The sequence below is a fragment of the Litorilinea aerophila genome (assembly GCF_006569185.2).
Lineage (GTDB): Bacteria > Chloroflexota > Anaerolineae > Caldilineales > Caldilineaceae > Litorilinea > Litorilinea aerophila.
The window spans coordinates 36,377-56,603 of the sequence record NZ_VIGC02000032.1 but is presented as its reverse complement, the minus strand read 5'-3'; the positions used below and the strand labels follow the sequence as shown (position 1 = coordinate 56,603).

Genomic DNA, 20,227 nt, shown 5'->3' with positions numbered 1-20,227 from the left:
GATTCATGCATTCCATTTCCTGGCATTCGGTGGACCACTCCCTGGATGAGTGCATCAAGTGCAACATCTGCACCAGCTATTGCCCCGTCTCCGCGGTGACCGACCGTTTTCCCGGACCCAAGTACGTGGGGCCCCAGGCCCAGCGCTTCCGCTCGCCTCACCAGCCCCATTCGCCCGACGACTCGGTGGACTACTGTTCCGGCTGTCGGGTCTGCAATGAAGTCTGCCCCACCGGGGTCAAGATCGCGGAGATTAACGCCCGGGCCCGGGCGCAGATAGTGGCAGAGCGGGGGCTGCCCCTGCGCAACCGGCTGCTGGGCCGCAACGAGCTGCTGGGCAAGCTGGGCAGCCTGGCCCCGGCCGCGGCCAACCTGGCCCTCCACAATCCGCTGAGCCGCCTGCTGGCAGAAAAGACCCTGGGCATTGCCCGCCACGCGCCCCTGCCCACCTGGAGCACCCGGGGCACCTTCGGCGACTGGCTGCGTCGTACGGCCCACCGCCGGCTGCGCAGCGAGAAGAAGGTGGTCTACTTCCACGGCTGCGCCACCATGTACTATGAACCCTTCATCGGCCAGGCTGCCGTGGCCGTCCTGGAGCATCAGGGCTACGAGGTGATCGTGCCTCCCCAAAATTGCTGCGGCTTGCCCCTCCTGAGCAACGGGGAATTCCCCGCGGCCGAGCGCTATCATCAGGGCAACGTGGCCCGCCTGGCCGGCTTCGCGCGCGCTGGCCTGCCCATCGTGGGCACCAGCACCAGCTGCACCCTGACCTTGAAGGAGGAAGCCCCCGAGCTCCTGGACCGGGAGGATGAGGGGACCGCGGCGCTCCGGCAGGCCACGTGGGACATCTTCGAATGGCTGCGCGCGCTACACGAACAAGGGGAGCTGCGCACCGACTTCCAACCCATCCCCTCGTCCGGGGCCTCCCTGGTCCTGCCCTACCATGCCCCCTGCCAGCTCCGGGCCCATCGCGTGGGCAAGCCGGCCCTGGAGATCCTGGCCCTGATCCCGGGTCTGGACCTGCGGGAGAGCCACGCCCGCTGCTGCGGCATTGCCGGCACCTACGGCTACAAAACAGAGAAGTACCAGATCGCCATGGACGTGGGGCAGGAACTCTTCGATTTTGTCCAGGCCCAGGGGGAAGCCGTCCCGTACAGCGCGTGCGACTCGGAGACCTGTCGCTGGCAGCTGGAGCACGGCACCGGGCTGCCCAGCCGCCACCCCATCGAAGTGCTTGCGGCTGCGTACGGGCTCTACGACCTGGAGCAGCGCCGGCTAGTGAGAGAGGCACAATCTTGAACATCTTGATCATCGGCGCCGGCGCCATCGGCTGTCTGGTCGGGGGCAAGCTAGCCCTGCAGGGCCAGTCGGTGACCCTGGTGGGCCGGCCGGCCTTTGCCGCCACGGTGCGGGAGCAGGGCCTTCGACTCACCGACGAGCGAGGCGCCCATCACATCACCGCAGTCAACCCGGTGGGCAGCATCGCCGAGGCATTCCAATCGCCCCCCGGCCAGGCTGGCGGCTACGACGTCGCGGTGATGACGGTGAAAAGCTACGACACCGAAACCGCGCTCCAGGAGCTGGTGGATGCCCTGGACGCCCAGGGCGCGGACAGGCCGGCGGTCCTCTGCCTGCAAAACGGCGTGGGCAACGAGGAGGCCATCGCGGCCCGCCTGACCGGCGCCTGCGTCATTGCCGGCACCATCACCACCCCGGTAACGGTCTCCGGCCCAGGGGTCATCCAGGTGGACAAACCCAGCTACACCCTGGGCATCAGTCCCTGGCACCCGGCCGTCTCCAGGGCACTTCTGGGCGCCCTGCACCGGGCGCTCCAGCAGGCCGGCTTCAACGTGGTCCTCTATCCAGATCCCCGGGCCATGAAGTGGACCAAGCTCCTGATGAACATGATGGGGAACGCCACCTGTGCCATCCTGGATGAGCCGCCGGAAGAAGTGTTCCGGGATCCGACGCTGGTGGATCTGGAGATCGAAGCGTGGCGGGAAACGCTGGCCGTCATGCGGGCGGCCGGTGTGTCCCCTGTCAACCTGGGCAGCTACCCCTTCAGCCTGCTGGCCCCCCTGGTGCGCACCCTGCCCAAGGCTTGGTTGCGGCCGGTACTTCGTGCTAAGATCGGGCAGGCCCGGGGCGGCAAGATGCCCAGCCTGCACATCGATTTGGAACGGGGCCGGCGCAAAAGTGAGATTCGATGGCTCAACGGCGCGGTGGTGCGCCAGGGAGAGGAAGTGGGCGTAGGGACCCCCATCAACCGCATGCTCACCGAGGTGCTGCTCCGGCTGGTGGAGGATGAGGAGCAACGGGCACTCTGGCGCCACGACCACCTACGCCTGGCCTTGACGGCCTCGGAGTACCGGGCCAGGGAGGCGACGTCAGGCGCTACAGGCTGAAACCCGGCCCCACCAGGATGATCAAGACCAGGGCGACCGCTGCGAAGAGGGCAAATTCCAACAGGACACGCCGGTTCAGGCGATCCAGCATGTCCTGCTGAGCGATGCCCACCAACAGGTAGAAGATCAGGAGCAAGATCAGGCTGCCGGTCAACCCCGGCAACAGCCAGTAGTTCAGGGCCCAGGTGACCTGCCCCAGGATCAGGCCGATGATACCGCCATAGCGCAAGGCCGCATCCGGCCGGTCGCTGGTGGTCCGCAGGATCTCGATGGCCAGCAACATGGCCGTCATGGCAACCAGGGTCCCAGAAAGAAGGCTGCGGGTGCGGGTCTGATAGACGAACAGGAAGAGGAGCAGGGCCGCGCCGTAGGCCAGGGCGTCCAGTACGACCCGGGCACGGCGGAAGCCAGAGCGCCGCTCCACGGTCGCATAGAGCGCGAAAAAAGCCACGCCCAGCAGCAGCCCGCTGAGCATCAGCCCCAACACCTGGAGGAAGGGCGTGGGCGCGACGGGCAGCAACACCGCCGAAATCACCATGATGGCCATGGGCAGCGCCCAGAAGGGCCAGGTGGAAATCCGGGAGCGACGCCGTTCGGCCACCCGAGGGTGGACCTGGATCACGCTCTCGGTACCGGCCGCGGCCATCACCGCCAGAAAGATGGAGGCCCAGATGGTGTCGGTCAAGGGCAGGCTGATGGGTGAACCCAGGGCCCAGAAGCTGATGGTGATGCTGGGGAACTGGATCAGCAGGCTGGCCCCCAGCCCCAGGACCAGCAGCCAGGTCGCCACACTGATCCGGTCCCGGTAATCGCCCGTCCGCTGTCCCTGGCGCACTCGAACCCGCCAGCGGATCCAGACGGCCTCTGCCCAGGCCACGCCCAGCTGAAGAGCCTGCTCTGTTGCACTTGTCCACCGGCCCAAGGCCGCACGCACATCGGTCGAGGTGTCAGGGATTCTCATAGCGGCACCATTGTACACCATGGAAAGTCAGAACTCGGAATCCGTGTGTCAGTTGCTCAATTTTGACATCACCATTCGCGGGTCGGCAGCCCCCTACTCGGTCACGGCCAGCTACCGGCAACGCACCGCGGAAGGCGCCTTTGCCCTGGATCTCACCCAGGAGGCCTGGCAGGAGCAGTGTCGACGGCTGGGCCAGGTGGATGAAGCGCCCGGCACGGCCTTCATCCGCCACGTGGGCAGCCAAATCTTCCAGGACCTTTTCCGGGATCAGGTGCGCGATCTCTGGATTCGAGCTCGTTCGGACCTGGAGACAGGCCAGGCAGAGGGCGTGCGCCTGCGCCTGGCCCTATACCCCCCGGCCGTGGCCGCCCTTCCCTGGGAAAGCCTCTACGACCCCGACCGCAACATGGCCTTCGGCGCCAGCGGGCGGACGCCCCTGGTACGGGTGGAAAATCTGTTCCAACACGTGGGGCCCTCCCGGGAGATCCAGGCGAGCCTCCCCCTGCACCTGCTCCTGGCTGCGCCAGAAGATCCCACCGGCCTCATGGCGGCCCAGGCGGAGATCCAGCTCGTCCGGCAGATGGCGGAGCGGCTGGGGCCGGCTCAGATGCAAGTCACTACCCTGGAGGGCCGCTTCGGCATTCTGGAACTCCACCAGGCCCTGCAGACCCATCGGCCGGACATCCTCTACGTGGCCAGCCACGGCGAACCCGATGGCATCCTCCTCTGGCAGCAGGACGTCCCCCATCTGGCCACCAGTGAAAGCCTGCGGGTCACCCTGGAACGGGCCACATCGGTGAAGCTGGTCTTCCTCAACGCCTGCCTGGCCGGCCAGGGTTCCGCCCAGGCCCGTTTCACCAGCGTGGGCAGCCAGCTCCTCCAGGCCGGTGTCCCCGCGGTCATCGCCATGCAGTACCCGATCCCAGACGAGGTGGCAGTGGACTTTGCCCGCCACTTGTTTGACGAACTGCTCAACGGGCCCTGTCCTGGCGCCATCGACATGGCTGTGGCCGGCGCCCGCAGCACCCTTTACATGCTGGCGCCCCACACTTTCAGCTACGGCACCCCCATCCTCTGGCTGAACGCCGAAGATGGGCGCATCCTGCGCCTGCCCCGGGGAAGCGTCGGCAGCGCATCCACCGCCAGACCAAGCATGGCCAGACCCCACCCCGCTCCTGTCCACCTGGATCTCAGCCAGGAAGAGGCCTGGCTGGCCGAGCTGGTGGCCGGCCTGGACCTGACCCGGCTGCCCGGCCAGCTGCGCTTCATCGCCCGCAGCTGGGAGGAGTCCGTGGAAGAATGCCGCAGCCTCCTGTACCAGCTCCGGCATCTGGAGCAACAGGGGGATGAGCCCCGATACGCCGCCAAGGTCTCCCAGTATCGGGCGCACCAGCAACGGATGGAGCGACTCCGCAGCTCCCTTGAAGACGCCATCCGCGGCCACGGTGGGTAGCCCTCGGCCAGGCCAGGGAGCCCTGAGCGCCCGGCTCCGGCGGGGCCTGGCCGCGCTCCGTCTGGCGTTGCTCTTCAGCATTTTCTGCCACCTGGTACTGCTGGCCGGCCTGGAACGCCGGACGATGCAGGAGGCCGGCTGGGGCCTGGACACTCCTGCCGTTGCCACGGAAGCAGCGCCGCCCTTCCTGGGCGTCACCGTCGCGCTGGAGCAGTACAACGCCCAGGCCCGGCAACAGGTGTTGGCCGAGCTCCAGGAGGCCGGCTTCGGCTGGGTGCGCCAACGTTTCGACTGGGGGCAAATGGAGCCGGCGCCCGGACGTTACCGGTGGCAGGAAAGCGACGCCATCCTCCAGTCCATCCGCCAGGCCGGCCTGGTGCCGGTGGTCGTCCTGGATGGCAGCCCGGCCTGGTCGCGCAGCCCCACGGATCAGGGCATCCACGACAACCCTCTGGCCCCCCCCGAGGATCCGGCCACCCTGGCCGCGTTTGCCGGTGCCTTTGCCCGGCGCTACGGCGACCAGGTCCGCTACTATCAGATCTGGGACGAACCCAACATCGCGCCCCACTGGGGCAATCGCCACATCGAGCCGGTCGCCTACGCCTACCTGCTCCAGGCCGCGGCCCAGGCCATCCGGGCCCAGGACCCGGACGCGGTGATCTTGACCGCAGCCCTGGCCCCGACCCAGGATCGGGGTCACACGGCCGTGGACGAGATCTACTTCCTCCAGCGCCTCTATGCTGCGGGCGCGGCCCCCTCCTTCGACGCGGTGGCAGTCCAGCCCTTCGGCTTTGGCCATACGCCAGAGGATCCTCGCCAGCGGTTGGATGTGCTGAACTTCCAGCGTGTGGCCCTGATCCGCCGGGCCATGCAGGCCGCGGGCGACGGCACCACCCCCATCTGGGCGATACGCTTCGGCTGGAACCGCCGTACCGACTCCCTGTGGGGCACCGTGCGGCCAGAGCTCCAGGAGGAATTTGCCGCCCGGGCGGTGGAGCTGGCGGCCAGCCGCTGGCCGTGGCTGGTCGCCATGGGCTGGGCCCTGGAACGGCCAGCCACCCCTCAGACAGATCCGGCCTGGGGCTTTGCCCTGACGCCGACCCTGGCCCGGACCTTGGGCCAGGCCGCCCAGGCCCGAAACGCGGCCGTAGCAGTCGCTTCGCCTTCCCCCTCGTTTTCATTGTTGGACTGGATCCCCTGGTGCCTCCTGCTGGCGGGCTTCGCCGTGGTGCTCTGGCGGGGATGGGCGGCAGCGGCCCTGCTCCCCTGGGCGGACTGGCGACGGCAACTGGGTGGCTGGCCGTTATCGCTCCAGCTCCTGCTGTGGGGCTGCGTGTTGGGGACTTACTACCTGGCCACCTGGCCGCCCCTGCTGGCCCTGTGCCTCCTGGCCCTGGCTTTTCTGGCCAGCGTCCATCCCCAGGCGGGCCTCTGGCTGGTGGCAGCCCTCCTGCCCTTTTACTTCCAGCACAAAGAGATCACCCTGGTGGATCAGCGCCTGATCCTGCCGCCGGCTCAGGCGGCGCTCCTGGGTCTGGTGCCTGGGCTGATGGCTCGTCTGCGCCAGGTAAAGGCCTGGCCCCTGGATCGCTGGGATGGGCTGGCGCTGGCCTGGCTCGGCATCAACCTGGCTGCCAGCCTGAACGTGTGGCACTGGGCGGCCTATGGGCGGGGCCTGTGGGATCTGGCGTTGATGCCGTTGGCGGGTTTCTGGGCGGTGCGGTTGCTGGCCACCACCCCACGGGAACGACACCGGATGGCCCTGGCCCTCTTCGGGGGTGGTCTGCTGGCGGCGCTGGTGGGGCTGGGTAGCTGGCTGGCCGGTGGGGGCACCACGGCCGATGGCGTGCGCCGCCTGGTGGGAGCGACCTTCTCCCCCAACCACACGGCCCTCTACCTGGTGCGAACGCTCTTCCTGGGGCTGGGCCTGGCCTGGACATGGCAGTCGGGCTGGCGGCGAGTGGGCGGCTGGCTGGCCAGCGCCATGGTGGCGGTTGCTCTGGCGTTGACGGCCAGCCGAGGGGCGATCCTCCTGGGCATCCCGGCTGGCCTGGCGACCCTGGCCTGGCTGGGCCGCTCTGCGTGGCTGCGGTCCGGCCTGGGGGGCGGAAAGCGCTGGATGGGGGCGGCCCTGCTAGCAACGCTCCTGGCGCTGGCGGCTTTTCCGTTGGCGCAGCGACTGGGCAACAGCGCCACCGTCGCCGAACGGCTGCTGGTCTGGCAACGCACCCTGCGGCTGTGGCAGGATGTGCCCTGGCTGGGCGTGGGGCCGGGAGGCTTCTTTTGGCGTTTTCCGGCCTACCTGGCCGGGGCCAGTGGCGTGGATCCCAACCTGCGCCACCCCCACAACCTCTGGCTGGAGCTGGCTGCCTTCTGGGGCGTGGCTGGGCTGCTCTGGTTCGGGGTAGCGGGCCTCTTCCTAGTCCGAGCCACCCGGGCCGGCAATGGTCTCTCCGGCGCCCCGGGGCACAGGCTCTCCCCGGCCGTGGCAAGTGGCCTCCTGGCCGGCCTGATGGCGGCCCTGGCCCATGCCCAGGTGGATGCCTTCATGGCCCTGGCCGATCTGGCGGCCTGGAACTGGCTGGCTCTGGCCCTGTTGGTGCCTCCCTGGCCGGTCTGCCCCCGGGAGAGTCGATAGAAAAGGGGCCGCCGACATCGGCGGCCCCTTTTGTTATTTACGATGTTCAGTGGGCGAGATTCGTACCCGTTCACTGCACGTTCACGGCGACGTTGACATCGGCGCCGGGCACCAGGGGCAGGATCTGTTCCCGCAGCAAGGTCTCCACGCCAGGATCAGCCAGGGGAGTGTCCGTCAGGAAGGGCTCGGCCAGGTCCAGGGCCTTCTGCAGGGCAGCGGCGTCATAGTTCACCGTCAACGCGGGCTGGCCGTCCAGCAGGACGTTCAACTGGCCGGGGTCGGTCACCAGGGCTAGCTGGCGCACGCCCAGAGTCTGCATCACGGTGGCCAGCTCTGGCGGCAGGCCGGGCAGGGTTACACCCACCTGGGCCAGGTCCTCGGAGGTGAGGTGGTTGATGGCGGCCAGCTGCTGCTGACTGTAGGCGAAGCTGGCATGGAGTACCGGCGGTGTGAAGCCATCCAGTGACGGGGGCTCCATGGTGCGGTCGATTTCCGCGGGCACCTCCACAGGGGTCGCGCCTTCGGCCAGGGGAAGCTGAACATCCAGGCTGATGCCCGTTCGCCGCACGATGTCCAGGGCGCTGGTGACCAGGTCGGGACTCACGTCCGCCAGGGGGCCCACCAGGCCGGCCAGGCGGGTGAGGGATTCATCGGTCCAGGTGATGGTGGGCAGGGTCTGCTCGTTGGCGGCAATGAAGAGGCCATCCGAGGCCACCTGGACCCGCAGCCGCTGGAGGTTGGCGGCCTGGAGCTTCTGGATCACATCCGCTGGCACCACGGGTTCTGGGACCACAGGCAGGCCGAAGGCCCGCAGGGAGCCGTCAGGTTCCACCGAAATGGAAATGGGTGCCAGCTCGGTCTCGGCTACCGCCTCGCCCGTGAAGGAGACCACCACGCTGATCTGGGCTCCCGGCAGCTGGGGCACCAGATCCTGCAGGGTGGCCAGCAGGGCCGGGTCGGCGACAAAGGCGGGGGCCAGCTCCAACAGCTGGTTCAGGGAAGCGCTGTCGTAGGCGATGCCTGGCAGCGGCCGGTCGTTCAGGCTCAGGTTGATGCCGTTGGGGTGGGTGGCGATGGTGACCTTCTCGGCGCCGATGGACTGCAGCAGGCCCAGGGTGTTGGGATCCAGCCGGAGGGGCAGGGCCATCCCCAACGCCTGCTCCAGGGTCGACACCGGGACGCCCTCGATGATGGCGTTGCCCTGGGGATCGAAGACCAGGCTGGCGATGTTGAACGGGCCAATGGTCGTCTCTGCCGGGGATTCAGGCGAAACCGTCGTCTCGCCACGCCAGCGGGGGATATCCAGCGGGGCAGCGCCCTGGGCCGGGGGCAGGTTCAGGGCCACGCCGGTGCCGATGGTCCGCAGCCAGGGCAAAACTCGAGCAATCGTCGCCCCATTGGGTACGTTGGGCAGGCGGGTCAGCACATCCTGCAGGGTTGCGACCGATTCCTGGTCCCAGCTGATATAGGGCAGATCCCGGCCGTTGGCGTAGACATGGATGCCGTTGTAGCCGATGCGGATTTCAAGCTTCTGGACATTGGCCGACTGCAACTGTTGGATCAGCGATGGCTGGAGCACCGGGCCAATGTTGAAGCCAAAGACACTGGCTACACCATTGCTCTGGACCCGTACCGGTATCGACGGTAGGTTGAACCACGTCTTACCCGTATTTCCCCCGCCGCAGGCGCCCAATACCAGACTGACAATGAGTGCGACAACTAAGATCCGAAGAATCTTTGGTTTCGCCTGCATGTCCAGTCTCCTTTGAGGTGGGTTGATAGCTGATGATAAAAGCCGCGTTACACGGCTGATGAGAACCATGACATGAGAATCAGGCATCCGGGAGTGCGATCTCTGTTGGCTGCGGTGAGATCCAGCCTGGGATACGTACTCCGCCATAGGAAGGTGTTTGACAACTGGCGTCAATCATACAACATCTTCCCGCAGGACACAAGCACTATCTACACCTGGGGAACGGAGCCCTTTCCAGCCATCCCATACCCAGAGGGAGAAGCCGTCAACGGCGGGCCGCCCTCTTCGGATCCCTCCTCAAATTTGCCGTTGGAAGATGTAGGGGCAATCATGATTCGCCCATCCTGATTGCCCCCGGACGGATGGATGGACAGCGCCCAGGTCACCCTGCCGGGCGGCGGCCCATGGCCCGTTCCAGGGCGGCGGCCATGGCCTCCTGATCACTCCACGGATACTCGGTGGTACCAAAACACATGCTGCGCTCATGCCCCTTGCCGAAGGCGGCCACGATATCCCCAGGCCGGGCCATGTCCACGGCAAACTGGATGGCTTCCGCCCGGTCTGGCACGATGGCAAAGGCAGTCTCCGGGGCGTACTCCCGCACCCCTTCGGCAATGGCCCGGTTGATGGCATCCAGGTCCTCGGTGCGGGGATCCTCCGCGGTGATGACGGTGAAGTCGGCCAGGCGGCCACTCACCTGCCCCATCAGCCGTCGCTTCTCCCGATCCCGGAGGCCGGCGCTGCCGAAGACGGCGATCAGGCGACCAGCCGGGGCCCCGCTGGCGCGCTGTTCCAGGAGCTGGCGAAGCACCCGCAGGGCACGCTCCAGGCTGGCGGGCGAATGAGCAAAGTCCACGATGGCCAGGAAGGGTTGTCCCCGATCGATGCGCTCCATCCGCCCGGTGACGCCGGAAAGCTCGGCAATGCCGGCCTGGATGGCCGGGACCGGCACCTCCAGGGCCAACGCCACGGTGGCGGCACAGAGGATGTTGTAGACGTTGAATTCGCCGATGAGTCGGGTTTCCACCGGAAAGGCGCCGCCCCACCAGTGTAACTGGAAACGGGTTTGGGCCGGCTCCACCTGGAGGTCCGCGGCCGTCACGTCTGGGTGGCCACTACCCTGCCCGGCCAGGCCATAGGTGCGCACCGGCACCGTAAAGCCACGCCGTTCCGCTTCCATGGCCAGGACCGACTGCAGCGCGGCAAAGCTGCCGGGGTCATCCGCGTTCAGGACCGCGCAACGGGGAACCCCGGGCTTGGGCGGTGAGAGGTAGAGAAAACGAAACAGACGGGCCTTGGCCTGGACGTAGGCCTCTCGGGTCCGGTGATAGTCCAGATGCTCGTGGGTGATGTTGGTCACGGCCGCCACGTCGAAGTCCACCGCGCTGACCCGTCCCTGATCCAGCCCATGGCTGGTGCTCTCCACCACCGCGTAACGGCAGCCAGCCTGGACCATCTGGGCCAGGTAGTGCTGCACCGCAGGCGCGTCCGGCGTGGTCACGTGGAGGCCGGTGTCGCTTTCTTGACCCCGGATACGGGCCGCCACGGTGGTGATGACGCCGACCCGGCCCGCGGGATCGCCCTCCTCGCGGGTGGCCGCGCGGAGGATACTCTCCAGCAGGGTACAGGTCGTGGTCTTGCCGTCGGTGCCGGTAACGCCGATCACCGTCAGGCGACGACTGGGGAAGTCATGGAGGACGGCGGCGCAGGTGGCCAGGGCTTCTCGGCTGTTGGCTACCTGGACATAGGGAAAGTCCGCAGGCAGGTCAACCCCTTCGGCCTGCAGCTCTGCGGGAGAACGGGTACCCAGCCCGGCCACGGCCCCCCGCGCGCAGGCATCGGGCAGGAAGCGATGGCCATCCAGAGTTTCGCCCCGCACAGCCACAAAGAGGGTACCTGGTTCCACAGCTCGGCTGTCGTGGGTCACCGCCTGGATGCGCACGGTGGCGGCATCCGCCGGGACATGGAGCTGCGCGTCCGGCAGATGGGCCAGCAATTGGGCCAGGGTCATGGTAGCCCGCTGGGCTGTGGGTGAACTTTCAGGATGCGCTTCCAGCTTCATGGGTGGCATCTCCCCACTTCAATCTTCCCACTTCAATCTCCCCACTTCAAACGTCAGGGCCGGCGTTAGAAATCGCTCAGATATCGCGGGGTCCGCGGATGATGGAAAAGCCGGCGGCAAGGACGACCAGGGCCAGCAGCAGGCCGGCCCCGACAAAAACCGGTGGCAGGCTGGCGTAGATGGTGGCCACCACGTCGATGGGCACCCGGGTCGGCGTGGCCGTGGGCGTCACGGTAGGTGTCGCCGTGGGCGTCACAGTGGGCGTCTCCGTGGCCGTCGCGGTGGGCGTGGCAGTGGGCACCGGGGAGGGGGTGTCCGTCGCCGTGGGCGAGGCGGTCGACGCCTCCTGGGGCGCTGCGGTGGGCGTGGGCAGCGGGACCTCCGGCAATGTCACCCCTTCGGTAATGGCCTGACCGGGCGCCACCTGGGCCGGCGTCGACTCGGGTGCGGCAGGCGATTCCCCAGGCAGCGGCAGGGGGATGCTGATGGGAGCGGTCGCCGTCAGGGGCACCGGGATGGTCAGGATGCCTGTCCCCGTCAGGGGGGCAGAGGATTCGATGGACGGGGTCGGGGGCACGTCCAGAGGGGCCTCGGTGGCCGTGGGCGTATCGGTCGGCAGCGGCGTCTCCGTGGGGGTCGGGGACGGCGTGAAGGTGGGGGTGGGCGTGGGCGTCTCCGTGGCCGTCGCGGTGGGCGTTGGGGTGTCCGTGGGCGTGGGCGACGGCGTAAAGGTGGGGGTGGCGGTGGCCAGCGCGGCCTGGACATCCAGCGGTGGCATGTTGGCAGGCAGGTAGAAGGTCACCCCTTCGTCGTCGCTGCGCAAGATCCAGTCGGTGGCCGTAGCCGCGTAGAGGGTGCGGGGGGCCTGGGGAATGTTGGCGATGGCGTAGGCGACGCCGCCGTAAGGCACTCCGTTGATGGTGGCCTGTTGCCAGCTATCCCCCGCTCCGGTCCAGAGGCCGTTCTCGGTGGCCGCCACCAGAAGTCGGCCGGTGCTGGCCATGTCGTAGACGATGGTGCTGGGAAAGTTGGGCACCTGTTCCCACGTGTTGCCGTCCGGGCTGCGGAAGAGGCCGATGCCTGTTCCGGCGTATAGGGTGTCGCCGTCGGTGAGCAGGCTGAAGACGATGTTGCCGGCGGGGATGCCGGGGACCGGTTCCCACACGGAGGCGCTGGCCCGCAGGCGGTAGAGGCCGGCGTGGGTGCCGGCGTAGAGGTCGTTGCCGTAGAGGGCCACCTCCCGCACCCGCCGGGCTTCCCCTTCCAGCCCGGCGTCCAGCTTTTGCCAGATGTTGCCGGCGTTGGGGCTGCGCAGGACGCCATCGAAGCGGGTACAGGCGAAGAAGACGGTGACGCCATCCTGCACCGCGGCGTAGAGTTCGCCCACAGCGCTATTTTCGCTCAGGAGTTCTCGAAAGCCGGCCAGCTCTTCCCAGGTGGTGCCGCCGTCCTGGCTGCGAAACATGTAGCCGAAGCCGCCATCGCCGATCAGGATCAGGTTGGGGTTTTGTGGGTCGAAGGCGATCCCGGCCGCGCTGATGTTGGGACGCAGGCCGTTGGTGAGCCCCACCCAGCCCACAGCGCCGTCGGTGCTCCGGAAGACGTTGACGGACTCAGGGGCGTTGAGGGTCCCGGCCAGGACCACGTTAGGCTGGCCGGGTGCTACCGCCACGCTGATGGCCACATTGCGTGTGGGCACAGCAGACGCCTGCGCCCACACCCAGGATGGCAGCCCGCTGACGGCCATCAGCACCACCAGCAAGAGGGCGGCCAGGATGTAGCGCCAGCTCACACGAAGGTTCTTCATCCCGGCGAAGGAGGCCGGACCTTTGCCCATCTGCAACAAACGTGACCCCACAATTTGAAAGAAACGTCAAGGGATGGAGAAAGTTCCACCCCTTGACGTGACAGGCCTGGGAGGATCAGCGTGCTCAAAAAGGAATGGTCAACAGATACTGGGAAGCATTGTTGGCCCAGTTGATGATGTCTGGCGGATAAATGCCTATCCACAAGGTAGCTCCCACACAGATCAACAGGATGATCTGCACGGAAATGGCCACGGGCATGGGAGTCGGCGCAGTCTCTGGCTCCGCGGCGAAGAACATGGCACGCACCACGTTCAGGTAGTAGAAGGCCGCCACACCGGCGTTGACCAGGCCGATGGCCGCCAGCCAGAAGTATTGATGTTGGATGGCAGCGCCGAAGACGTAGAACTTGCCGATAAAGCCGCCCGTCAGGGGAATGCCCGTCAGGCTCAGCAAGAAGATGAACATGGCCCAGGCCAGCCCCGGCGCCCGGCGGGCCAGGTTGTCGAAAGCCTGGATATCGGTGCTGCCGGCAAATTCCTCCACCGCCTGCACCACCATGAAGGCGCCGACGTTGGTGAACAGGTAGGCGAAGAGGTAGATGAGCAGGCCATTCAGGCCGTTGATGGACAGGGCCGTCACATCAGCCTGGGCGCTGGAGACCACAGCGACCAGCCCCATGAGAATGTAGCCCGCCTGGGCCACAGAGCTGTAGGCCAGCATGCGCTTGACATTGGTCTGGCGCAGGGCTACCAGGTTGCCCAGGGTCATGGTGAGGATGCTCAGGCCGGCCAGAACCGGGACCCACTCCACCCGGTAGGCGCCCAGGGCCACCAGGAAGATGCGGGCAATGACGGCCAGCCCCACCGCCTTGGATGCGGTGGAGAGATAGGCGGTGATGGGTGTGGGAGCGCCTTCGTAGGTATCTGGCGCCCACTGGTAGAAGGGCGCCAGGCTGGCCTTGAAGCCCAGCCCCACCAGGGCCAACACCGTGGCCGGCATGACCACTGGCGCCAGGTCCGGGTTGTCCAGGAAGGCCTGGCCGATCTCCGCCAGCTGGAGGGAACCTGTTGCGCCATAGAGGAGGCTCATGCCGTAAAGCATCACCGAGGATGCAACTGAACCGTACAGGAAATACTTCACACCCGCTTCCGTACTCCGGGTATCCTCCCGCAGGAACCCCACCAGGATGTAGCTGGTGATGGAGAGGAACTCAATGGAGAGGAAGAGGAGCAGCAGGTTGTTGGCCCCCACCGCCATGCTCATGGCCAGGGTGACGAAGAGGAAGAGGGACCAAAATTCTCCTCGTCCTAGGGCCCGCTTGTTCATGTAACTGCCGCCCGCCACCGCCACCAGGGTCATGGCCGTGAGGATGGTAATTTTGAGGAACATGGCAAAGGGATCGATTTCCACCATGGCCAGGGCGGTCTGGGGCTCCGCGTTGCGCTCCAGGAGCACCCCCACCAGCGCACCGACCAGGAAGATGATGGAAATGGCCATGTAGCCCCGCCCGGAGTCGCGGGTATCCTGTTGGGCCATGTCCAACAGCAGGATCAGCAGGCCGCCGATCAGCAGGATGATCTCGGGCAGGATGGAGCCCAGAGAACCGAATCCGATATCGTTCAAGGTTGCCCCCTTTACCTAGTACAGTCTGGCGTAAATGCCACGGCAGAAATTCGACGGTACGACTCTTGTAGAGCCCGCGGCGAATTTCTGCCGGGATTTACTAGAGTAAGCCCTGGACGAACTGCAACAGCTCGACGGCGGAGCGGTTGAAATAGTTCAGAATGAGCGGCGGATAGACGCCCAGGAGGAACATGCCGATGATCAAGGGCCACAGGGTCAGCTTCTCGAAGCCCACCATGTCGGTTGGCCCGTCGGTCTCCACCCCGTCGACCGTGGTCCAGTGGTGCAGCTTGTTCGGGTCGTATTCACCCAGGAAGACGTTCTGGATGATGCGCCAAAGGATGTAGACCGCGGTCATGACGATACCGATGGTGCCGAAGGCAGCCCAGTACGGCACCAGGGCAAAAGCGCCCCGGAAGGTGAAAAATTCGGCCCAGAAGCCGGCCAGGCCGGGCAGCCCCAGGCTGGCGAAGCCGGCCACCATCATCATGCCGTAGTACCAGGGTGTCTTGGAGCTGAGGCCACCGAAGCGGGCCAGTTCCCGGGTGTGGGCCCGTTCGTAGATGACGCCCACCAAAAGGAAGAGGGCGCCGGTAATGATGCCGTGGTTGAACATCTGCAACGTGGCGCCGTTGATGGCCATGGCCGCGCTATCCGCCACCGCTTCGGTGCTCAGGCCGAAGGCCTCGGCAGCCCGGGCCGCGCCCTCCGGCGTCAACACGTTGGCCGCCGCGCCGATGCCCAGCATCACGTAGCCCATGTGGCTCACCGAGCTATAGGCGATGAGGCGCTTGAAGTCAGTTTGGGCGACACAGACGAAGGCGCCGTAGACGATGGCGATGGCGCCCAGGGCCACCACCCAGAGGGACCAGTACTGGCTGGCCGTGGGGTAGGTGGGCAGCACGATGCGCAGGAAGCCGTAGGCGCCCAACTTCAGCAGGACGCCGGCCAGGATGACGCTCCCGGCGGTGGGCGCCTCGGTATGGGCGTCGGGCAGCCAGGTGTGGAAGGGGAAGCTGGGCACCTTAAAGGCGAAGCCCAGGAAGAAGCCCCAGAAGGCCAGGCTGGTGAAGAGGAGCGCCTTATCGCCCGGCAGATCCATGAAGGGCTTGGCTGCCGCTGCCCCCAGAATGTCGAAGGTGCCGGTGGCGAAGTAGGTGCCCAGGATGGCCAGCAGCATGGCCACCGAACCTACCAGGGTGTAGATGAAGAACTTGATGGCCGCGTAGTTCCGGTTCGGGCCGCCCCAGATGCCGATGAGCAGATACATGGGCACCAGGCTGATCTCCCAGAAGACATAGAAGAGCACGTAGTCCAGGGCCAGGAAGACACCCAGCATGCTCATCTCCAGGAGATGGAACATGACAAAGTATTCCTTGACCCGGTGGCGAATGGTGCCTGCACTATAGTAGATGCTCAGGGTGGAGAGCAGGGCCGTCAGGAAGACCAGGGGAACACTCAGCCCATCCACCCCCAGATGGAAGCTGGAGTTGAGCGCTTCGATCCAGGGCACATTCACCTCAAATTGCATGCCCCCTGCCTGGAAGTCATAGGTGAGCAGCATATAGGTGCTCAACCCCAGGGGCAGCAGGCTGGCGATCACGGACCACCACTTGATGCTCCGCTCATCGTCCATAAGGAGCGCCACCACAGCGGCCACCACCGGCCAGAACAGGATAATTGGCAACACCCACTGATCAAGAAATTCCATGGATATTTCCTCCGCAGACACCTGGCTTGGAAATCAAACAGTCAATAATCAAATCAATGCAGGCTATGGATATACCCTACAGGTTAGACCAGCGTCAGGATGACCGGCAGCGCCTTGAGCAGGAGCCAGATGGTCACCGTGGCCGCTGCCAGCAGCAGATAGGCCTGGACATGGCCGTCCTGGACGTTGCGCAGGGCCCGGCCGGACCAGTCCGTCAGCCAGCCGGCGCCGTTGACAATGCCGTCCACCACAAAGCGGTCCACCGCCGCACAGACCTGGGCGAACCGGACGGCCAGGCGGCCGATGGCATCGACGATGGGATCGATGACCCACACGTCGTCCACCCAGTAGAGGAAGCGGGAGAGCCCACGGGCAAAGGCGATCACTGTGTACTGGTAGAACTCATCCACATAATACTTGCGATGGAAGAGAACCCAGATGGGTCCCAGCAACTTCCGCAGGGGATCGATCTGTTCGGCACCCAACCCACGACCGTAGACGGCGAAGCCCACAGCCAGGCCGCCCAGGGCCACCAGCAAAGAGACGCCCAGGGGCACGATGTCGAAGCCCGGATGGGGCACGTGAACTTCCATGTATTCGATAAAGGGCTCCAGGAAGTGCTCCAGCCAGTTGGGCACCAGCGCGCCCAGGCCGGGGAAGGAGGCCGGAATGCCAAACCAGCCCAGGCCGATGGCAAAGGGCGAAATCAGAATCAGGGGCCAGGTCATGCTGGGCACGCTCTCCGGCGCATGGGAGGCCATCTCCGTGCGAGGTTCGCCCAGGAAGGTCAGGCCAATCTGGCGGGCGGTGTAGAAAGCAGTCAGGAAGGCCGCGATGGCCAGCGTCCAGAAGACGCCGTAGTGCTGACCATACCAGGCACTGGCCAGGATCTCATCCTTGGACCAGAAGCCGGCAGTCACCAGGGGGAAGCCACTCAGGGCCAGGCCACCGATGATAAAGGTCCAGGCCGTTCGGGGCATCCGATTCAGGAGACCACCCATGTTGCGCATGTCCTGGGGATCCTGGGGATCCAGGACGCCATCCGGCCGCTGGATAGGATGAACCTCGTGGCCGTGTTCCTCGCCGTGCCCATGGCCGCCGTGCTCATGGACATGGTGGTGGCCATGCTCCACCCCGTGGATCACGCTGCCGGAGCCCAGGAAGAGCAACGCCTTAAAAAAGGCGTGGGTAATCAGGTGGAAGAGGGCCGCCACGTAGGCGCCGATGCCGATGGCCGCCACCATGTAGCCCAACTGGCTGATGGTGGAGTAGGCCAGCACCCGCTTGATGTCCCACTGGGCCACAGCGATGGTGGAGGCAAAGAGGGCGGTGAAGGCGCCGATAAACGCCACAAAGTTTAAGACGCCCGGCGCTGCCTCCCCCGCCACGTAGTAGAGGGGGAACATGCGGACCAGCAAGAAGACACCGGCGGAGACCATGGTGGCCGCATGGATCATGGCGCTGACCGGGGTGGGGCCTTCCATGGCGTCCGGCAACCAGACATGGAGGGGGAACTGGGCGCTCTTGCCCACAGTGCCGAAGAAGATGAGGAAGGCAATCAGCGCCACCCAGGGCACGGTCACATTGACCAGGGGCACGGTGACCGTCATCTCGGCCAGGTGGTGCAGGTTCTCCGGGTTCAGAATATCGGCGAACAGGAGGCTGCTGGGCTCGCTGTGCACGTACAGGAACATCATGCCGATGAGCATGATGACATCGCCCACCCGGGTGGTGACAAACGCCTTGAGCGAGGCGGCCTGGGCTGAGGGCTTTTCGTACCAGAAGCCGATGAGCAGGTAGCTACAGAGCCCCATGATCTCCCAGAAGATGAAGAAGGTCAGCAGGGAGTTGGAGACCACCAGGCCCAACATACCGGTGGCGAAGAGGCTGATGTAGGCCATGAAGCGGCTGTAGCGGGGATCCTTGCCCTGCTCATAGGAGACCGGATACATGGCCGGATTCAGATGCCCCGGGAAGGTCATGTAGCCCCTGGAGTAGATGAAGATCATCAACAGCAGGAAAGAGGACATGAACAACATCAGGGCATTGGCCGGGTCCACCTGATAGCCCACCCAAAGCCGGCTGGCACCGGTGGGGATGCTGAAGAGCTGGCCTTCCACCGGATGCGCGCCGAAGTGATCGGTGGTGAAGGCGGCAAAGGCAATGGGCCAGCTCAAGAGAAAGCTGAGCGCCACCCCACCGATGGCCGTCAGGGCGCTCACCTCCTTGTTCCGGTTCAGGAACAGGATAATGGCGACAAAGGCCAGAAAGGGCGGTATCGGCACAAACCAGGCTAAGTTGAGAAATCCCTCCATTAGATCATCCTCGCTTTTATGGCCAGATTAAATTGACTCGTGGGCGACTGGGGCCTGCGTTCAACGAACCCGTAACCGCACAAAAAAAGTGCCGACTCCGTAGCCGACCAGGGCACCCACCAGTGCCAACAGCAGAAAGATCAGATCATTGCTCACCTGCAACACCGTGCCTACCCCGATGAAGAGGGCCCCGCCTGCCAGCCCCCACCAGAGGAGGGCCGACTGGGCCGCTTTGCGCTGCCTGGCCTCGGCCAACAGGGCCTGGGCATCCCGGTAGTCCGGTGCGTATTTGACAATTTCCTTCAGTGCGTGGACAGCACCCGTGTAGTTTCCCTGGGCCATCTTCTCCTGGGCCACCCGGTAGAGAAACTCGCACTGTTCATCCAGGGTGCCGGTCAACATCTGCTTCGGCATGGATGTGGCACACTCCTCTGCCTGGCCCTCACTCGAGGCCTCCCGTCAAGGCATCAAGGCGGCCAGACCGTCCCCGACTTCCATGGAGCAGGCCCGTCTTTCACCGGGTATCCCGAACGGACCAGCGCCGGCGGAGGGGTTAGCCCCGCAGCGTGTCCAGCTCGTCCAGGTTGACCGTCCGGCGCAGGCGATAGACCGAGATGATCAGCGCCAGCCCCACGGCCACCTCGGCGGCCGCCACCGCGATGACGAAGATGGCGAACACCTGGCCGGCCAGGGCCTCCACGGCATTGCCATAGCGCCAGAAGGCCACCAGATTGATATTGACCGCGTTCAGCATCAGCTCAATACCCATCAGGGCGGCAATGGCGTTGCGCCGGGCCAGGGCGGCATACAGGCCGCAGGAAAAGACAAACGCGCTCAGAATTAAGTACCAGTTCAGTGGAACCATGAAACCCCTACGCCTCCTCCATCGACAGTTTCAACGGCAATCTCATCAACGCCGGTCAACACCCCATCAGCGATCTCGGGCCAGCATCAGCGCGCCGGCCAGGGCGACCAACAGCAGCAGGGCCATCAATTCGAACGGGATGAGATAGGTGGTGACAAAGAGCTCACCCAGATCGGCGATGATGGCCTCGCCCGCCTTCAGTTCGGCGCCCACCACCGGCCAGGGCACATGCACCAGCAACCCCGCCAACACCAGGAAGAAGAGGACAGCCATGATGGCTGCGGCCAACCGCTGCTGGTTGGTGGGCGATGTCCTCCCGTACATCATGCCCCGGGTCAACATGATGGCGAAGGTGATCAGCGTGGAAATGGCCCCCACGTAGATCAGGACCTGGCTGACGGCCAGGAATTCCGCCTCCAGCAGGACATACAGGCCGGTGACGCCGAAAAAGGTGGCCACCAGGGCCAGGGCATTGTGGAACAGGTTCGGCGCCACCACCACCAGCAGGGCGCTGACGGCAGTGAAGAGGCCAATCAGGATGAAGATCACCTGTTGCACAGTGGGCAGATGGTCAAGAATGGCTGGCATAAATCTTGCCCCTTCGCTACAGACTCGCAAACCAGGAATCGTCGAA

At 65.5% G+C, this 20,227-nt stretch carries 14 protein-coding genes; 4 read left to right on the top strand and 10 right to left on the bottom strand.

Annotated features, from left to right (window positions below; all coding sequences use genetic code 11):
- Positions 1–5 precede the first annotated feature (5 nt).
- Positions 6–1,298 carry an anaerobic glycerol-3-phosphate dehydrogenase subunit C gene (locus FKZ61_RS19770; protein WP_141611870.1) on the top strand — a complete coding sequence of 431 codons (1,293 nt, stop codon included), beginning with the start codon at positions 6–8 and terminating at the stop codon, positions 1,296–1,298.
- Positions 1,295–2,404, top strand: a complete 1,110-nt coding sequence (locus tag FKZ61_RS19765) for a ketopantoate reductase family protein (RefSeq protein ID WP_170200056.1) — start codon at positions 1,295–1,297, stop codon at positions 2,402–2,404. Before FKZ61_RS19770 ends, FKZ61_RS19765 begins: the two co-directional genes overlap by 4 nt.
- Here the strand turns inward: FKZ61_RS19765 and FKZ61_RS19760 are convergent.
- On the bottom strand, positions 2,394–3,365 hold the full coding sequence (locus FKZ61_RS19760) for a DUF5656 family protein (RefSeq protein ID WP_141611868.1): 972 nt from the start codon (positions 3,363–3,365) through the stop codon (positions 2,394–2,396). The genes FKZ61_RS19765 and FKZ61_RS19760 overlap by 11 nt on opposite strands.
- A gap of 52 nt (positions 3,366–3,417) precedes the next feature.
- Here FKZ61_RS19760 and FKZ61_RS19755 point away from each other — a divergent pair, with 52 nt between their 5' ends.
- Both FKZ61_RS19755 and FKZ61_RS19750 read left to right on the top strand, forming a co-directional pair.
- On the top strand, positions 3,418–4,818 hold the full coding sequence (locus FKZ61_RS19755; RefSeq protein WP_170200054.1) for a CHAT domain-containing protein: 1,401 nt from the start codon (positions 3,418–3,420) through the stop codon (positions 4,816–4,818).
- On the top strand, positions 4,787–7,456 hold the full coding sequence (locus FKZ61_RS19750; protein WP_141611866.1) for an O-antigen ligase family protein: 2,670 nt from the start codon (positions 4,787–4,789) through the stop codon (positions 7,454–7,456). The genes FKZ61_RS19755 and FKZ61_RS19750 overlap by 32 nt, the downstream gene beginning before the upstream one ends.
- Before the next feature lie 70 nt (positions 7,457–7,526).
- Here the strand turns inward: FKZ61_RS19750 and FKZ61_RS19745 are convergent, their stop codons facing one another.
- From FKZ61_RS19745 to FKZ61_RS19705, 9 genes are all read right to left on the bottom strand, one after another.
- Entirely contained in the window at positions 7,527–9,209 is a 1,683-nt protein-coding gene (locus FKZ61_RS19745; protein WP_141611865.1) for a hypothetical protein, read from the bottom strand.
- Between the two features lie 382 nt (positions 9,210–9,591).
- Positions 9,592–11,271, bottom strand: coding sequence for a UDP-N-acetylmuramoyl-L-alanyl-D-glutamate--2,6-diaminopimelate ligase (locus FKZ61_RS19740; RefSeq protein WP_170200052.1), 1,680 nt, complete (start codon positions 11,269–11,271; stop codon positions 9,592–9,594).
- Between the two features lie 76 nt (positions 11,272–11,347).
- Positions 11,348–13,063, bottom strand: coding sequence for a hypothetical protein (locus FKZ61_RS19735; protein WP_170200047.1), 1,716 nt, complete (start codon positions 13,061–13,063; stop codon positions 11,348–11,350).
- Between the two features lie 139 nt (positions 13,064–13,202).
- Positions 13,203–14,702, bottom strand: coding sequence for an NADH-quinone oxidoreductase subunit N (locus FKZ61_RS19730; RefSeq protein WP_141611863.1), 1,500 nt, complete (start codon positions 14,700–14,702; stop codon positions 13,203–13,205).
- 100 nt (positions 14,703–14,802) lie between these two features.
- Positions 14,803–16,413, bottom strand: coding sequence for a complex I subunit 4 family protein (locus tag FKZ61_RS19725; protein ID WP_141611862.1), 1,611 nt, complete (start codon positions 16,411–16,413; stop codon positions 14,803–14,805).
- An 83-nt stretch (positions 16,414–16,496) separates the two neighbouring features.
- Positions 16,497–18,728 (bottom strand): NADH-quinone oxidoreductase subunit 5 family protein, encoded by a 2,232-nt coding sequence (locus FKZ61_RS19720; protein WP_141611861.1) that lies wholly within the window; start codon positions 18,726–18,728, stop codon positions 16,497–16,499.
- Between the two features lie 60 nt (positions 18,729–18,788).
- The gene (locus FKZ61_RS19715; RefSeq protein ID WP_141611860.1) at positions 18,789–19,142 is read right to left on the bottom strand and encodes an outer membrane protein assembly factor BamD; all 354 of its coding nucleotides are present in this window, start codon (positions 19,140–19,142) and stop codon (positions 18,789–18,791) included.
- 139 nt (positions 19,143–19,281) lie between these two features.
- Positions 19,282–19,593, bottom strand: coding sequence for an NADH-quinone oxidoreductase subunit NuoK (nuoK, locus tag FKZ61_RS19710; RefSeq protein ID WP_141611859.1), 312 nt, complete (start codon positions 19,591–19,593; stop codon positions 19,282–19,284).
- A 66-nt stretch (positions 19,594–19,659) separates the two neighbouring features.
- A complete protein-coding gene (locus FKZ61_RS19705) occupies positions 19,660–20,181 on the bottom strand; it encodes an NADH-quinone oxidoreductase subunit J family protein (protein ID WP_141611858.1) in 522 nt (173 codons plus the stop codon).
- Positions 20,182–20,227 lie beyond the last annotated feature (46 nt).

What these genes read in the sequence shown, in the direction of transcription:
- FKZ61_RS19760 (WP_141611868.1), bottom strand. Translation starts at nt 3,365, where the DNA reads ATGAGAATCCCTGACACCTCGACCGATGTGCGTGCGGCCTTGGGCCGG.
- FKZ61_RS19745 (WP_141611865.1), bottom strand. Translation starts at nt 9,209, where the DNA reads ATGCAGGCGAAACCAAAGATTCTTCGGATCTTAGTTGTCGCACTCATT.
- FKZ61_RS19705 (WP_141611858.1), bottom strand. Translation starts at nt 20,181, where the DNA reads ATGCCAGCCATTCTTGACCATCTGCCCACTGTGCAACAGGTGATCTTC.
- FKZ61_RS19770 (WP_141611870.1), top strand. Translation starts at nt 6, where the DNA reads ATGCATTCCATTTCCTGGCATTCGGTGGACCACTCCCTGGATGAGTGC.
- FKZ61_RS19725 (WP_141611862.1), bottom strand. Translation starts at nt 16,413, where the DNA reads ATGGAATTTCTTGATCAGTGGGTGTTGCCAATTATCCTGTTCTGGCCG.
- FKZ61_RS19740 (WP_170200052.1), bottom strand. Translation starts at nt 11,271, where the DNA reads ATGAAGCTGGAAGCGCATCCTGAAAGTTCACCCACAGCCCAGCGGGCT.
- FKZ61_RS19715 (WP_141611860.1), bottom strand. Translation starts at nt 19,142, where the DNA reads ATGCCGAAGCAGATGTTGACCGGCACCCTGGATGAACAGTGCGAGTTT.
- FKZ61_RS19720 (WP_141611861.1), bottom strand. Translation starts at nt 18,728, where the DNA reads ATGGAGGGATTTCTCAACTTAGCCTGGTTTGTGCCGATACCGCCCTTT.
- nuoK (WP_141611859.1), bottom strand. Translation starts at nt 19,593, where the DNA reads ATGGTTCCACTGAACTGGTACTTAATTCTGAGCGCGTTTGTCTTTTCC.